13 protein-coding genes are annotated in these 14439 nt (G+C 74.0%); 11 read left to right on the top strand and 2 right to left on the bottom strand.

What is annotated here, in order from left to right; translation table 11 throughout:
* The first annotated feature begins 91 nt into the window (after positions 1-91).
* The 4 genes from ACIRBY_RS00315 to ACIRBY_RS00300 are packed head-to-tail and all read left to right on the top strand — an operon-like array spanning position 92 to position 3021.
* The gene (locus tag ACIRBY_RS00315; protein ID WP_403893828.1) at positions 92-1657 is read left to right on the top strand and encodes a sensor histidine kinase; all 1566 of its coding nucleotides are present in this window, start codon (positions 92-94) and stop codon (positions 1655-1657) included.
* A gap of 17 nt (positions 1658-1674) precedes the next feature.
* Positions 1675-2061: a roadblock/LC7 domain-containing protein gene (locus tag ACIRBY_RS00310; RefSeq protein ID WP_390687058.1), complete on the top strand. Its 387-nt coding sequence runs from the start codon at positions 1675-1677 to the stop codon at positions 2059-2061.
* Positions 2058-2420: a DUF742 domain-containing protein gene (locus ACIRBY_RS00305; protein ID WP_403893826.1), complete on the top strand. Its 363-nt coding sequence runs from the start codon at positions 2058-2060 to the stop codon at positions 2418-2420. Before ACIRBY_RS00310 ends, ACIRBY_RS00305 begins: the two co-directional genes overlap by 4 nt.
* Positions 2401-3021, top strand: a complete 621-nt coding sequence (locus ACIRBY_RS00300) for a GTP-binding protein (protein WP_403893824.1) — start codon at positions 2401-2403, stop codon at positions 3019-3021. The genes ACIRBY_RS00305 and ACIRBY_RS00300 overlap by 20 nt, the downstream gene beginning before the upstream one ends.
* Before the next feature lie 69 nt (positions 3022-3090).
* Here the strand turns inward: ACIRBY_RS00300 and ACIRBY_RS00295 are convergent, their stop codons facing one another.
* Entirely contained in the window at positions 3091-3999 is a 909-nt protein-coding gene (locus tag ACIRBY_RS00295; protein ID WP_403893822.1) for an MBL fold metallo-hydrolase, read from the bottom strand.
* Between the two features lie 104 nt (positions 4000-4103).
* Here ACIRBY_RS00295 and ACIRBY_RS00290 point away from each other — a divergent pair, with 104 nt between their 5' ends.
* The 4 genes from ACIRBY_RS00290 to ACIRBY_RS00275 all read left to right on the top strand — a co-directional run bounded on the left by ACIRBY_RS00290 (position 4104) and on the right by ACIRBY_RS00275 (position 8865).
* Entirely contained in the window at positions 4104-5021 is a 918-nt protein-coding gene (locus tag ACIRBY_RS00290) for a cupin domain-containing protein (protein ID WP_403893820.1), read from the top strand.
* An 89-nt stretch (positions 5022-5110) separates the two neighbouring features.
* Positions 5111-6469: a radical SAM protein gene (locus ACIRBY_RS00285; RefSeq protein ID WP_403893818.1), complete on the top strand. Its 1359-nt coding sequence runs from the start codon at positions 5111-5113 to the stop codon at positions 6467-6469.
* A 231-nt stretch (positions 6470-6700) separates the two neighbouring features.
* Positions 6701-7453 (top strand): DUF4142 domain-containing protein, encoded by a 753-nt coding sequence (locus ACIRBY_RS00280; protein ID WP_403893816.1) that lies wholly within the window; start codon positions 6701-6703, stop codon positions 7451-7453.
* Positions 7454-7467: 14 nt separating this feature from the next.
* Entirely contained in the window at positions 7468-8865 is a 1398-nt protein-coding gene (locus ACIRBY_RS00275; protein ID WP_403893814.1) for a DUF1996 domain-containing protein, read from the top strand.
* 80 nt (positions 8866-8945) lie between these two features.
* On the opposite strand, the gene ACIRBY_RS00270 is transcribed toward ACIRBY_RS00275, so the two are convergent.
* A complete protein-coding gene (locus ACIRBY_RS00270) occupies positions 8946-10163 on the bottom strand; it encodes a PucR family transcriptional regulator (RefSeq protein WP_403893812.1) in 1218 nt (405 codons plus the stop codon).
* Positions 10164-10676: 513 nt separating this feature from the next.
* Here ACIRBY_RS00270 and ACIRBY_RS00265 point away from each other — a divergent pair.
* From ACIRBY_RS00265 to ACIRBY_RS00255, 3 genes are all read left to right on the top strand, one after another.
* Complete coding sequence (locus ACIRBY_RS00265) at positions 10677-11741, top strand: hypothetical protein (RefSeq protein WP_403893810.1); 1065 nt, start codon at positions 10677-10679, stop codon at positions 11739-11741.
* Positions 11738-13198 (top strand): NADH-ubiquinone oxidoreductase-F iron-sulfur binding region domain-containing protein, encoded by a 1461-nt coding sequence (locus ACIRBY_RS00260; RefSeq protein WP_403893809.1) that lies wholly within the window; start codon positions 11738-11740, stop codon positions 13196-13198. Before ACIRBY_RS00265 ends, ACIRBY_RS00260 begins: the two co-directional genes overlap by 4 nt.
* Before the next feature lie 158 nt (positions 13199-13356).
* The gene (locus ACIRBY_RS00255) at positions 13357-14421 is read left to right on the top strand and encodes an SCO0930 family lipoprotein (RefSeq protein ID WP_403893808.1); all 1065 of its coding nucleotides are present in this window, start codon (positions 13357-13359) and stop codon (positions 14419-14421) included.
* The last annotated feature ends 18 nt before the right edge of the window (positions 14422-14439 follow it).

Here is a 14439-nt window from a genome sequence, read left to right as displayed (position 1 = left end):
TCATGACCTCCTGTCAATACCCGTGCACGGAGCGGCTAGGATCCCGGGCTGTTGTCCAAGATCTTCCGCAACCGATCGTTTGAGGGTTCTGATGGTTCGAGAGGGATCGCCCGGCAGTCCAGGGCCCGCCTCACCCGTCGCATGGGCGCTGCCCGCCCTGGTGACCGCCGCGATATCCGCGGCGGCGACCGCACTGGTACCCGGGTCCGCGCGCGCCTCCGTCGTCTGGATCGGCGCGGCGGCCTGCGTGGCCGTCGCGCTGTCCTGTGCCGAGGCCGCCCGGCGCGGGCGGGCGGTGGCCGCGATGCGGGCCGCCGTGGCGGCCCGCGAGGAGGCCCTGGCGGTCCAGCAGGCGGAGACCGTGTGGCTCGCCGAGGTGCTGCTGCCCGACATCGTGGGACGGCTGCGCAAGGGCGAGTTCCCCGAGGACGTGCTCACCTCCCTCGAGGACGACGACGTCCACCGGCCCGGGCTGACCCCCGAGTTCAGGGCGGCCCACCAGGCGGTGCTGCGCTCGGTGCTCGACGCCGTCGTCGCCGAGGAGGACCTGCGCGACTCCGCGCAGCGGGCCTTCGTGAACATCGCCCGCCGCGTGCAGGCCATCGTGCACCAACAGGCCCAGGAGATGCGGGAGATGGAGGACCGGCACGGACAGGACCCGGCCGTCTTCGGCGACCTGCTGCGGCTCGACCACGGCACCGCGCTCATCGGCCGGCTCGCGGACTCCATCGCCGTCCTCGGCGGGGCGCGGCCCGGCCGCCAGTGGAGCAAGTCGGTGCCGCTGTACAGCGTGCTGCGCGGCGCCATGTCCCGGATCATCGACTACCAGCGCGTGGAGCTGCACTCGGTGACGCAGGTGGCCGTCGTCGGCCCCGCCGTCGAGCCGCTCATCCACGCGCTGGCTGAGCTGCTGGACAACGCCACCCGCTACTCGCCGCCGCAGACCAGGGTGCACCTGACCGCGGTCGAGGTGAACTCGGGCATCGCCATCGAGATCGAGGACGGCGGCCTGAGCATGAGCGAGGAGGCCCGCAACCGGGCCGAGCGGATGCTGCGCCAGGCGCAGGAGGGCATCGACCTCACCGACCTGGGCGAGACCCCGCGACTGGGCCTCGCCGTGGTGGGCCGGCTGGCGCAGGCGTACGGCTTCCAGGTCTCGCTGCGCTCCTCGGCGTACGGGGGCGTGCGCGCCGTCCTCGTGGTCCCGCAGGGCCTGATCACCACGGTCTCCGCGGCGACCGGTCTCGCGCACGGCATCGGCACCTCCTCGGGCCCGCGGGCCGCGGCCCTCCCGGCGAGGACCGACGGGGCGTCCGGATCGCCGCGCCCGCGGCGGGCGGCCACGGGGCCGCAGGCGCCCCCGGCGGACGACTACGACGAGGGGCCGGTCGTGACCGAGCGGACGCCGAACGGCCTGCCGCAGCGCCGGCGCAGGACCCGGGTCGCCGCGCCGGCGGGACCGGCCGGCGCGGAGCCGGCGAGGACCACCAGCACCACCGCCGCACCGGAGCAGGCCGAGGCCCAGCCCGGAATGTGGCTCGCCGCCTTCCAGAGCGGCCTGTCCGGGGACACCCGGCCCGCCGAGGACCACACGGCGGACTACCAGCACCACACGCACAGCTCGCCGGCCTCGGCGACCAAGGGGGAACAGCCGTGAGTCAGCAGCAGAGCAACATGGACTGGATGCTCAAGGACCTGGCCGAGAGCGTCCCGCAGACCCGGCACGTCATCGTGCTGTCCGCCGACGGCCTGCGGATGGCCCAGTACGGCGCGGAGACCGACACGGCCGACCGGCTCGCCGCCGCCTGCGCCGGCCTCCAGAGCCTGGCCGGCGCGGTCGCCTCCGAACTCCCGCACAGCAGCGGGCGGATGAGGCTGGTCGTGATCGAGATGGACGGCGGCTTCTTCTACCTGATGGCGGCCGGCGCCGGGGCCTACCTCGCGGTGCTGGCCGACGAGGGCGTCGACGCCGGGCTGATGGGCCAGCGCATGCGGGACCTCGTCGCGCGGATCGGAGAGCACCTCAGCAGCCCGCCGCGCAGCGACAGGCTGACCGCGTGAGCGACCCCGGCAGCACAAGCTGGGAAGACGGCAGCCCGGAACGGCTCTACGTCATCACGGGCGGCCGCAGCGAACCGCTGGGCCCCACCGGCCTCGACCTGGTGACGCTGATCGTCGCCACGTCGGGGCCCCGGCCCGGCATGCAGCCGGAACACTCGGCCATCGTGCGGTTGTGCCAGTCGCCGCTGTCGGTGGCCGAGATCTCGGCCTACCTGGGTCTGCCGGTGAGCGTGGTCACCGTGCTCCTCGACGACCTCCTCACCGCGAAACGGGTGCTCTCGCGCGCACCCGTCGCCCCCGCCCAACTCCCCGACCTGGCATTGATTGAGGCAGTCATCGATGGACTTCGAAAGCTCTGAGCATCCCGCGGGGCCGCGGCGCGAGGACATACTGCCGGCGACGGCGACGGCCGCGGTCAAGGTGGTGATCGTGGGCGGGTTCGGGGTCGGCAAGACGACCCTGGTCGGCTCGGTGAGCGAGATCCGGCCATTGACCACCGAGGAGACCATGACCCAGGCCGGGGTCGGGGTCGACGACACGGCGGGCGTGGAGCGCAAGAAGTCGACCACCGTGGCCATGGACTTCGGCCGCATCAGCATCAACGAGGAGCTGGTGCTGTACCTCTTCGGGACGCCGGGCCAGCAGCGCTTCTGGTTCCTGTGGAACGGCCTGTTCGAGGGTGCGCTGGGTGCCGTGGTCCTCGTCGACACCCGCCGGCTGGAGGTCAGCTTCGACGTGATCGGCCGGCTGGAGGAGCGGGGCGTGCCGTTCGTCGTCGCCGTGAACACCTTCCCCGACGCTCCCGTGTACCCCCTCGACGAGCTGCGCGGCGCACTCGACCTGCCGCAGTCCGTCCCCCTCGTCGCGTGCGACGCCCGGCAGCGCGACTCCAGCCGCGACGTCCTGATGGCGCTGATGCACTACCTGCACGCCCTCGCCGCGACCCCGGAGGCCTCGTAGGCCCGCCTCCGGGCCGGCCCGCGGCCGGCCCCCGTGCCCCGTCGGTCGCGGGGCCGGGGGCCGGGGCGGTCAGATCCCGGACGCCCAGCCCGCGACGGTGAACCGGCCGCCCTCCTCGCGGACTTCGAAGGCCCCGCTGCCGCCGAAGTGCGCGGGGACGACCAGCTCCCCGCGCTCCGCGGCGCGTGCCAGGGTGCGGCGGCGGGTGTCCGCCGCCTGCGCCGCGTCCATGCAGAAGCAGCTGTTGCAGGAGGGCCGCAGGACCTGCACCGGGCTGTGCAGCATGTCCCCGACGAAGACGGCCCGGTCGGTCCCGGACTCCAGCCTGAGCACCGAGGAGCCGGGGGTGTGGCCGGGGGCCGCCTCCAGGGTGAGCCGGTCGTCGATGCGGTGGGAGTCCTCCCAGAGGACCGCCTGCCCGGACCGGTGGACGGGGGCGACGCTGTCCTCGTAGACGAGCCGGTCGACCTCCCGCGCGCCCGCGCCGTATCCGCCGCGCGGCCCGAAGTGGGCGTCGTCGGCGGCCGGGATGAGGTACCGGGCGTTGGGGAAGGCCGGGGCCCACTCCCCGTCGGCGTCCAGGGTGTTCCAGCCGACGTGGTCGGCGTGGAGGTGGGTGTTGACGACGACGTCCACCTCCTCGGGGCGGACCCCGGCGGCGGCGAGGTCCGCCATGAAGTCGCCCTGCCGCTGGTGGAACAGCGGCGAGCCGGGCCGCTCGCGCCCGTTGCCCACCCCGGTGTCCACGAGGACGGTACGGCCGCCGCTGCGCAGCACCCAGGTCTGCAGGGCGAGCACGGCCTGGTCGGCGTCGGGCTGCCAGTGGTCCGGCGCCAGCCACTCCTCGTTCTCCTTCCACAGCTCGGCGCCGGCCCGCGGGACCAGGTCCCGTGCGGGCGCGAAGGGGCCCCGCGCCTCGATGACGCGGGTGATCTCGACGTCCCCGAGGACGATGCTCTGCGTGTTCTCGTTGGTCATGTGCACCACCCTAGGCAGACGGGGCGAGCCGCCCAATGCTCCTTCCGCTCAAGGGAATGCGCATCCCGCTCACCGGCCTGCGGCGCCGGCGGTACCCTGCGCGCATGGACGTGGTGAGCGACGCGATCTCCGCCGTGCGCCTGGGGCGCCCCTCCTCCGACCGGGTACGGGTGGCCGGCAGCTGGTGCGTCCGGCTGGACCCGTACGAGGGGGCGGGGTTCCACGTCGTCCTCGCGGGCGACTGCTGGCTGCTGGCGGACGGCGGCGAGCCCGTCGCCCTGGCGACCGGTGACGCGGTGCTGCTGCCGCACGGCGCCGGCCACGTGCTCGCGGACGCGCCGGTCGACGCGGCGGCCGCGGCGCGGGCCCTCCCGCTGGAGCGGTACCGCGACGGACGGGCGCCCCGCGCCCCGCTGCCGGGCCGCGGGGTGGTGGAGATGCTGTGCGGCAAGTACCGGCTCGACCGCAGCCGGGTGCACCCGCTGCTGGCCGAACTTCCCGGCGTGGTGCGCCTGCCGGGCGGGGCGCACGGCGAACTCCACGCGGCGATACAGCTGTTGAGCGGCGAACTGGACGCGCGGCGGCCGGGGTCCTCGATCGCCCTGCCGAGCCTGCTCGACCTGCTGCTCGTCTACATGGTCCGCGCCTCGGTGGCCGGAGCGGCGGCGGGGTCCTGGTCGGCCGCCCTGGGCGACCCGGTGACGGCCGCCGCCCTCCAGGCGATGCACGCGGACCCGGCGGCCCCCTGGAGCGTGGACCGCCTGGCCGCCGAGGCGGGCGTCTCCCGCCCGACCCTGGCGCGCCGGTTCACCCCGCTGGTCGGCCGTCCGCCGATGGCGTACCTGACGTGGTGGCGCCTGACCCTGGCCGCCACCCGGCTGCGCGACACGCCGGACTCCCTGGCCGCCATCGCGGCCCGGGTCGGATACGGCAGCCCGTACGCCCTCTCCCACGCCTTCGTCCGGGAGTTCGGCACCACTCCGGGCCGCTACCGCGCCCTCGTCTCCGCCACCCCGGGCTGAACCTGTTCAAACGAGCGGATACCGTGGCTCCCATGGATGTGCCCGGAGCGCGCAGACCTCCCGGGCACCCGTCTGTCCGAGGAGTTCACATGGCAAGCCAGACCCGTACCGCACTGGTCGAGGGCCTGATGGAGCGCTTCCCCCACGTGCCGCGGGAGGCCGTGATCAAGGAGGACCTGCTGCGGGGCGGCATGGCCTTCGACGAGTCCGCGCTCAGCGGCGGCGGTGCCGACGGGCCGGGCGGCGGCGACGTCAAGCCGAAGTCGTACTTCATCTTCTCCTTCGACCACCGCACCCTGCCGGAGCTGGGCGCCGCCGCGCTCAACCGGCCGCCCGAGGAGATCGTGCTCACCGGCGGCCCGTACGGGCTGCGCCGCACCGTGGTGTCCGTACGGGTGAACCCGGACTCCCCGTACGCGGTGCGCGGCGGCGAGGACGGCACGCTGGGCCTGTACCTGGACGGCGTGCGGATCTCCGACGTCGGGCTCCCGCCGATGCCGGAGTACTACCGGCACAAGCTGTCGAACGGCAAGTCGGTGATGGAGGTCGCGCCGACCATCCAGTGGGGCTACCTGATCTACCTGACCGTCTTCCGTGTGTGCCAGTACTTCGGCGCCAAGGAGGAGTGCCAGTTCTGCGACATCAACCACAACTGGCGCCAGCACAAGGCGGCGGGCCGCCCCTACACCGGGGTGAAGCCGGTCGAGGAGGTGCTGGAGGCCCTGGAGATCATCGACCGGTACGACACGGCCGGGACCTCGCGCGCCTACACGCTCACCGGCGGGTCCATCACCTCGCAGGTCGGGGGCCGCGACGAGGCCGACTTCTACGGCCACTACGCGCAGGCCATCGAGGAGCGCTTCCCCGGCCGCTGGATCGGCAAGGTCGTCGCCCAGGCCCTCCCGCGCGACGCGGTGCAGCGCTTCCACGACCACGGCGTCCGGATCTACCACCCCAACTTCGAGGTGTGGGACCGCCGGCTGTTCCAGCTCCACTGCCCGGGCAAGGAACGGTACGTGGGGCGTGACGAGTGGCACCGCAGGATCCTGGACTCCACCGAGGTGTTCGGGCCCCGCCACGTGATCCCCAACTTCGTGGCGGGCATCGAGATGGCCGAGCCCTTCGGGTTCACCAAGGTGGGCGAGGCCATCGACTCGACCACCGAGGGCCTGCGGTTCTTCATGTCGCACGGCGTCGTGCCGCGCTTCACGACCTGGTGCCCGGAGCCGACGACCCCGCTGGGCAAGGCCAACCCGCTGGGCGCCCCGCTGGAGTACCACATCCGGCTGCTGGAGGCCTACCGGGCGACGCTGGAGGAGTTCGGCCTGAGCTCCCCGCCCGGCTACGGGCCGGCCGGCCCCGGGCGCGCGGTGTTCTCCGTCAGCTCGTTCATGGACAGCCTGGAGGGGCTGGAGGAGCCCGGGGAGGACGCGCCCGCCGTCTCCTGACCCCGCTTTCCCTCCCCTCCTCCCCCGCACCGCCCAGGGGCCCGGTCCGCACGGACCGGGCCCCTTCGCCATGCGTCGGTGGCCCCGGTCGCGCTCCCGGAACGCGGCAAGGTAGCAGCCTTTCGAGGGGCCGCGCGGATGTTTGTCCGATGGTGATGGTCCTTCCGCGACGGCGCCCCGGCGGGCACTAGCGTCCCGTGCCACCCCCAGCCCACCGATCGAGGAGGCAGCGTGCTGTCATTGCGGCGGCGATCCACCGGCGGCCTGTCCGTGGCCACGAGATACACGATCGGGAGCGGCCTGGTCATCAGCGCGCTGGTGGTCACGCTGGTCGCGCTGCTGGTCCCGGTGTCGAAGTTCGGCGACCGGGCGGCCGCCGCGCCGGCCGGGACGGCGGCCCTGCCCGCCGGGGTCGAGGACGACGGCGGCGGGACCATGAGCACGGCGTACGGGCCGCTGAGCGTCGTGGACCGGGACTTCGTCCGCAAGGTGCGGCTCGCCGGCCTGTGGGAGCTCCCCGCCGGACGGCAGGCCCAGCAGCGCGGCACCCGTCCCGCGGTGCGCACCGCCGGGCAGCACCTGGTGGAGGGCCACACCGAGCTGGACCGGCAGGTGCTCCAGGTCGGCCAGGCCCTCGGGGTGGACCTGCCCGACCGGCCCTCCGCACAGCAGCAGGCGTGGCTGGACCAGCTGTCCGCCGCCCAGGGGCCGGAGTACGAGCGGCTGTTCGTGCAGCTGCTGCGCCGGGCGCACGGCAAGGTCTTCGCCCTGCTGGCGCAGGTGCGGGCGCAGACCCGCAACTCCATGGTGCGCGCCCTCGCGACCTCGGCCAACACCACCGTCCTGGACCACATCACGGTCCTGGAGGAGACCGGCCTCGTCGACTTCGACTCCCTCTCCGACGCGGGCCCGTCGCCCTCCGCCCCCGTTCCCGCCCGTCCCCAGGGCGCCTCGACCCCTCCTAATGTCCGACCGACGAACTGAAGTGAAGTGATCGCATGAGTCAGCAGGGCCACAGGCGCCCCCGGTTGTCGAAGAAGCTCCTGGCCGTGGTCAGCGCCCTGGTGCTGGGCGGCGGCGGGGTGGCGATCGTCGCCGGGAACGCCAACGCCGGCCAGGACGCCTCCCGTACCGGACAGGTGACGGCCACCATCGACTGCCCCGACGTGGGCGACAAGCTCACGGACGTCCCCGACCAGGCCAGGGCGGAGGTGGACGAGAACCTCGCGCAGCTGGACGTCCAGGTGGCCGACGCCTACCGCCAGCTCGCCGCAGGACAGGTGAAGGGCAAGACGCAGCAGAACGCCCTGCTGGGCCGGCTGCGCGACCAGCGCGGTACCACCATCTCCAAGGTGTCCGACGCGATAGGCCGCTCGGGCGGGCGCCCCGAGGGGCTGGGGTCGCTCAGCGGGTGCTCGATGAAGGAGGCGCCGGCGCAGGACGACGCGGCCTCCGCGGAGCCCGCCGCCCTCTCCGGGGCCGCCCAGGACGGGGCCCGGAGCGTCGGCCAGAAGGGCGGGCCGGCGAAGAGCGACTTCGTCGACATCACCAGGGTGCGGCCCAACGTGAAGGCTCCCGCCCAGTCGGCGGCCGCCTCGAAGGGCTCGTTCACCTCGGAGTGCGGGCGCAACGAGAACGGCCACTTCAACCCGGACAACGTGATCGTCGCGCCGGGCGTCTCCAACGGCGCGCACCACATGCACGACTACGTGGGCAACAAGACGACCAGCGCCTTCTCCACGAACAACAGCCTGGCCGCCTCGGGGACCACCTGCTCCAACGGCGACCAGTCCACCTACTACTGGCCGGTGCTGCGGCTGCGCGACGGGAAGGCGGAGCGCGACGCGAAGGCCCCGGGCGGCGGTCAGGACGCCAACGTGGGCACGATCCTGCGGCCCAAGCAGGTCAACATCAGCTTCAAGGGCAGCCCGGCCGGCCCGGTCAAGGCGATGCCCCGTTTCCTGAGGATCATCACGGGCGACGCGAAGGCCTTCAGCAACGGAACGGCCAACGCCAACGCCTCCTGGAGCTGCACCGGTTTCGAGGACCGGCAGCTGAAGGACAAGTACCCGGTCTGCCCCAAGGGCAGCGACGTGGTGCGCACGTTCACCTTCCAGAGCTGCTGGGACGGCCGCAACACCGACAGCGCCAACCACCGTACGCACGTGGCCTTCCCGGACGCCTCCGGGCGCTGCAAGAAGGGCTTCACGGCCATTCCGCAGCTGGTGGAGCGGGTGACGTACGGGGTCGCGCCCGGGGCGCGGTTCGCGGTGGACAGCTTCCCGGAGCAGCTGCACAAGCCGGTGACCGACCACGGGGACTTCATCAACGTGATGTCGGACGGTCTGATGGCGCGGGCGGTGGGCTGCGTCAACAGCGGGCGGACCTGCCGCTGACCGGCACGCGCACGCGGACGGCCGGCCCGGAGCCCCTCGGCTCCGGGCCGGCCGCTTTCGCACGGGGCCGGCGGCCCCGGTCAGAGGCCGTTGACTCGGGCCATCCGGCCGACGACCAGGGGGGTGAAGTCGGCGGTGACCACGCGGGCGGCCCGGCGGGCCACCCGGGAGTGCTGGCGGCGCACCTGGGCCATCAGACGGCGGCTGCGCAGGGCCATCTCCAGTTCGAAGCGGGTCCGGGGGTCGCGCAGCCCGGGCCCGAAGAGCTTCTCCAGCTGGCGCATCCGGTAACGGACGGTCTGCGGGTGCACGTTGAGGGCCTTGGCGGCCTCGGGTGCTCCGCCGCCCTCCAGCCAGGCGAGCAGGGTCACCTCCAGCCGTTCGCTCTGGCGCGGGGTCAGGTCGGCGAGCGGCCGCAGCCAGCGGGCGGCCAGGGCGTGCGCCAGGGGTTCGTCCTGGAGGAGCAGGAGGGTGGAGAGGTGGTCGTCCACGAAGACCGCGCGGGCGTCGACGCCGGCGCGGGCGGGGGTGAGGGTGAGCAGGCGCAGGGCCCAGCGCAGGGAGGAGGCGGTGTCCCGCAGGGCGACGGCGTGGCCGACGGCGGCCAGGCGGCCGCGCAGGGTGGGTTCCAGGGCCGCCCGGGCGTCCGGTTCCGCGCTGGGGAGCAGCAGGCAGGGGCGGCCGGCGAACATGCCGGCGAGGGCGTCGTCGAGGACGGCCGCCAGTTGCTGGGCCTCGCCGGGGGTGGCGAGGGCGACGGCCCGGACGGCGGCGGGGAGGGGCCAGCCGGCGGCCCGGGCGAGGTCGTCGAGGGAGTCCTGGGAGGCGGCCCGGTCGTCGGTGAGGGCCTTGAAGAGCTCCTGGCGCACCCGGTCGGGCGCGGCGGGGGTCTCCTGCCGGGGACCGGGGACGTGCGCGTGGCCGTGGGTGTGGCCATGGGTGTGGCCGTGGGTGTGGCCGTGGGTGTGGCCGTCGCCGCGGGCCGCTCCGCGGGCGTCCTCGCGGGGGTCGTCGCGGCGGCCGTCGTGCCTGACGTCGTGTCCGGCGTCCGGTCCGGCCGCCTCCCCGACGCCGTCCGCGCAGCCGAGGCCGGCCGCGAGGACGTCCTTGTCCTCGCCCTCTTCGCGGTGGGGTTCGTCGCGGTAGCCGAGGGCGGTGAGGAGGGCCTCTTCCACCCGCTGTCTGATCAGATCGTCGTCGATGGCGTCATTACCGTCGACAAGTGTGGAAAATCCGGGAATTCCATGCAGGAGCTCCTCCACTATCTCCGCGGCCAGTGCGGGGAGTTCCCTGCGCACGGCACGCGTCCACTCTCCTCGCGGGCGGGACCAGATGCGGTTCAGAAGTTCGCACATCATTTCCTCGTTCTTGCCGGGGTGAGGCCTGTCCGGTGGAGGAGCGACAAGCCCGCCAGGATGGTCTGCCTCGCCAACCACCCTGCCTGTCAAGAGAGTTGCAGCCCCCGCGCGCCCTTCTGGAGGGATCCGGCCACTTTTGCACCCCGCGGGTTTGCCTTGATTTTGCCCCCGGGGGCGCATGGATGGCGCGCGACGCGGTGGCCTGTCACGACCTCCACTGGAGGGGAATCTTCCGGCGTTGTTCGATGCGCCGGAGACGCGGTGCGAGAAATTATCACGTTTCGATAAATCCTGTGGAGATGCTGCGCAGCTCCACGATGCTGCTGCACTCCGGCCCCGAGCCCCTTCGGCCGGCGCGGGAATTCCACAGCGCTGCCGGCCGTCACCACCACGACCCCGGGTGCCGAGCGCCAGGTGGACTGTGCTCGGAGCCCCGGTGCACAGGAGAACTGGATGCCCCTGCCCCAGCCGCACATACCCCGCTCCCACCGGTCGCGACGCAGGAGCCGCCACGCGGCGGCGGCCGCCCAGGCCGCGGGACGGCGGGCCGTCCGGCGGCCCCCGCTCCTGCCCGCCTCCGGCGGGCTGCGCCCCAGCGTGCTCTTCGGCGCCGGCGCCGCCGCCGTCTCGCTCCTCGTGACGGTCCGCGCGGGAGCCCTGTCCCACCTGTGGGAGTTCCTCGACTTCGGTGTGGGCGTGCTCTCGCTCGTCAGCCTCACCGCCACCGTCCTGTGGGGCCTGGCGGCCACCGACCGGGCGGTCCTCGGCTCCGGCCACCGACTGCTGGCCCAGGGCGTGCACCGCGGTCTGGCCGTGGCCGGGCTGGGTTTCCTGGCCCTGCACGTCTGGGTCAAGGTCGCCCAGGGCCACACGACCGCGGCGGGTGCGTTCCTGCCGTTCGCCGACGCGGACCGGCCCGTCCTGATCGGCCTCGGCACCCTGGCCGGATATCTCTTCGTCTCCGTCGCGGTCTCCGGCGCCGTGCGTAGTGTGTTCGCGGTCAAGAACCGCTCCGTGTGGTGGCGGGCGCTGCACATCGGCGCCTACCCGGCATGGGGGGCCTCGCTGGTGCACGGGCTGAAGGCCGGCCGCGCCGCGGACCCCTGGGTGACGGCCTCGTACGCCCTGTGCCTGGCCGGGGTCGCCGGCGTCATCGTGCTGCGCCTGCGCGCCCGCCGGCTCGGCGCTCCCCCGCGTCCGGCCGCTCCCCCTCGTCCGGCCGCTCCCCCCCGTCCGGCCACCGCCCCGCAGTCCGGCTCCGCGCCGTCGGCGGGTCAACCCTCCCGCCAACCCGCGTACTTCGTGCAGGACACGCCCCTCACCGAGGTGCTCGCCGTCCCCGGGCAGCGCCCCGCCCCCACCCCTCCCGCCGCCGGGCCGGTGCCGCCGCCCCGGCCCGCGGCCCAGCCGTACGCGGCCCAGCCGTACGCGGCCGCCGCCACGGCCCCGGTGGACCCGGGCGGCGGGGGCGGCGGGCCGCTCGGCGGACGCCTCGCCGACTTCGAGGGGCGGCTGTGAGCGGCCCGGCGGGGCGGCCGGGCCTCGGCTGCGTGGGCGCGCCCCGGCTGCTGACCGGGCTCGACCGGACCGGGTGGCTCGACCGCGACGCCCACCTCGCGGCCCACGGCCCGCTGCCCCGCTTCCACCCCGACGAACTGGTCGACCTGGCAGCGGACATCGACCTGCGGGGGCGCGGCGGCGCGGGCTTCCCCTTCGCGCGCAAGCTGCAGGCCGTGACGCGGTCGGCCCGGGAGAAGGAGTCCGCCACCGCCGTCGTGGTCAACGGCAGCGAAGGCGAGCCGAGTTGCCTCAAGGACACGGCGCTGCTGCTGCACGCCCCGCACCTGGTGCTGGACGGCGCCCTGCTGGCCGCGGCCGCCGTGTCCGCCGAGGAGGTGGTGGTGGCCGTCACCCGGGCGGACGTGGAGCAGTCGGTGCGGGACGCCGTCGACGAACGGGGCCCGGGCGGACGGCGCGTGCGCGTGGCCCGGCTCCCCGAGCGGTTCGTGACCGGCGAGGGCACCGCCCTCGTCAGCGGTCTGAACGGCGGCCCGGCGCTTCCGTCCGGGCAGCGGGTGCGCACCAGCGAGCGGGGCCTGGGCGGGATGCCGACCCTGCTGTCGAACACCGAGACCTACGCCCAGCTCGCCGTCGCCGCCCGGCTGGGCGCCGCGGGCTACCGCTCGGTGGGCCTGCCCTCGGAACCGGGGACGGTGCTGCTCACGGTCGCCGGCTCGACGGTCGTCGAGACCCCGTCCGGCACCTCCCTGGCCTACGTCCTGGACCTGTGCGGGAGCGGCGTGGGCCAGGGGGTGCTGGTGGGCGGCTACCACGGCCGCTGGCTGGACCCGGGAGCGGCCCGCTCCGCGGGCCTGTCCCGGCAGTCCCTGGCCGCCTTCGGCGCGGTGCTGGGGGCCGGGGCGGTGCTGCCGCTGCCCGAGCAGACCTGTCCCGCCGGAGAGGTGGCGGCGGTGACGCGCTGGATGGCCAACGAGTCGGCCGGGCAGTGCGGGCCGTGCGTACGGGGGCTGCCGGGACTGGCCGACGTACTGGAGGACGCCGTCCGGGGCGGCGGCCGGGCCGCGCTGGAGGCCGTGGAGGCCCGGCTGAGAGGGGTGCGGCGCCGCGGCGCGTGCAGCCACCCGGACGGCACCTCGCACTTCGTGGCCTCGGCGCTCGCCTCCTTCCCCGAGGAGTTCCGCGACCACGCCCTCGGCAGCGGCTGCGGCCGGCCGGTGACCGGGGCGCTGCCCCTGCCCCGGGACGAGGCCGCCGGGGGCGAGGAGCGGCTGGTCGTGGACTGGACGCTGTGCAAGGGGCACGGGCTGTGCGTGGACGTCCTCCCCGACGTCGTACGGCTCGACGCGGACGGCTACCCGGCCCAGGCCTCCATGCCGGTCCCCGCGCGGCTGCGGCCCAAGGCGCTGCGCGCGGTGCGGCGCTGTCCGGCGCTCGCGCTGCGCTTCCGGGAATGAGGCGCGCACGGGCGCGGCGGGGGCCCGAGTTCATTCCTGTCGCGATCTGACAAATTCCCGGGGAATTCGACTCCGACCGGCCGGGGCCCCGTATCAATGGGCGAAGGCAGTGAGCCCACGGGATCGAACCAGAACCTCAAGGAGAGATCGTGAAGACAATGCGCCGTGAAGTAATCGCCGGGTCGGCGGCGGTCGCGGTACTGCTGTTGACGGCCGGGTGCGGTGCCGACGGGAATTCCACTGCGAAGGGGAATGCGGTGAAGCCTGTGAGCGACAGCAAGCAGCTCGACCTGTACGGATCGGGATACGGATCCGGGTCGGGTTCGGGTTCGGGTGACGCCGCCGGGGCCTCCGACGCCCCGGCGGGCGGGGGCGCGAAGAGCGGCCCGGCCGGGCAGCTCAAGGTGCAGGAGATGGCCGGCCTCGGCTCCGGGGTCACGGACGGCGAGGGCTTCACCCTCTACCGGTTCGACAAGGACACGGCCAAGCCCCCGAAGTCCAACTGCGAGGGCGACTGCGCCAAGGCCTGGCCGGTCGTCCTCGCGGACGACGCGCAGGCCGGGGCGGGTGTCGACGCCTCGATGCTGGGCTCGGTCACCCGGGCCGACGGCCTCCGCCAGCTGACGCTCGGGGGCTGGCCGGTGTACCGCTACGCGAAGGACGCCAAGGCCGGGGACGCGCTCGGCGAGGGCGTCGGCGGCACCTGGCACGTCCTGGGTCCCGACGGCAAGCCGGCCGCGGCGGGCAAGGGCGCGGGCTCCGGGTCGGGTTCGGGCTCCGGGATGAACACGGGCTCGGGAATGGGATCCGGAATGGGAATGAACATGGGGGCGGGGGCGAATCCCTCGACGGACGGCAAGAAGGTCTCGCTCTCGGTCCGGCAGAACGCCCAGCTGGGCGGAATTCTGCAGAACGCGGAGGGCTGGACGCTCTACCGTTTCGACAAGGACAGCGCCTGGCCGATGAAATTCGGCTGCCTCGACGCCTGCCTGGACACCTGGAAGCCCGCCAAACCCGTGGACAAGTCGGAGGTCTCCGGAATTCCCGCCGAACTGGTCGGAACGGTGAAACGGCCGGACGGTTCGGAACAGCTGACGATCGACTGCTGGCCCGTCTACACGTTCACCGGTGACAAGCAGCCGGGCGACGCCAACGGGCAGGGCAAGCAGGGCCTCTGGTTCGCCGTCACCGACAAGGGCAAGAAGGCGAAGGCCGCCGGCTAGGCCGCCGGCGCACGCCGC

This window comes from Streptomyces sp. NPDC096136, assembly GCF_044763325.1.
Lineage (GTDB): Bacteria > Actinomycetota > Actinomycetes > Streptomycetales > Streptomycetaceae > Streptomyces.
This window is presented reverse-complemented; position numbering and strand designations above follow the sequence as displayed.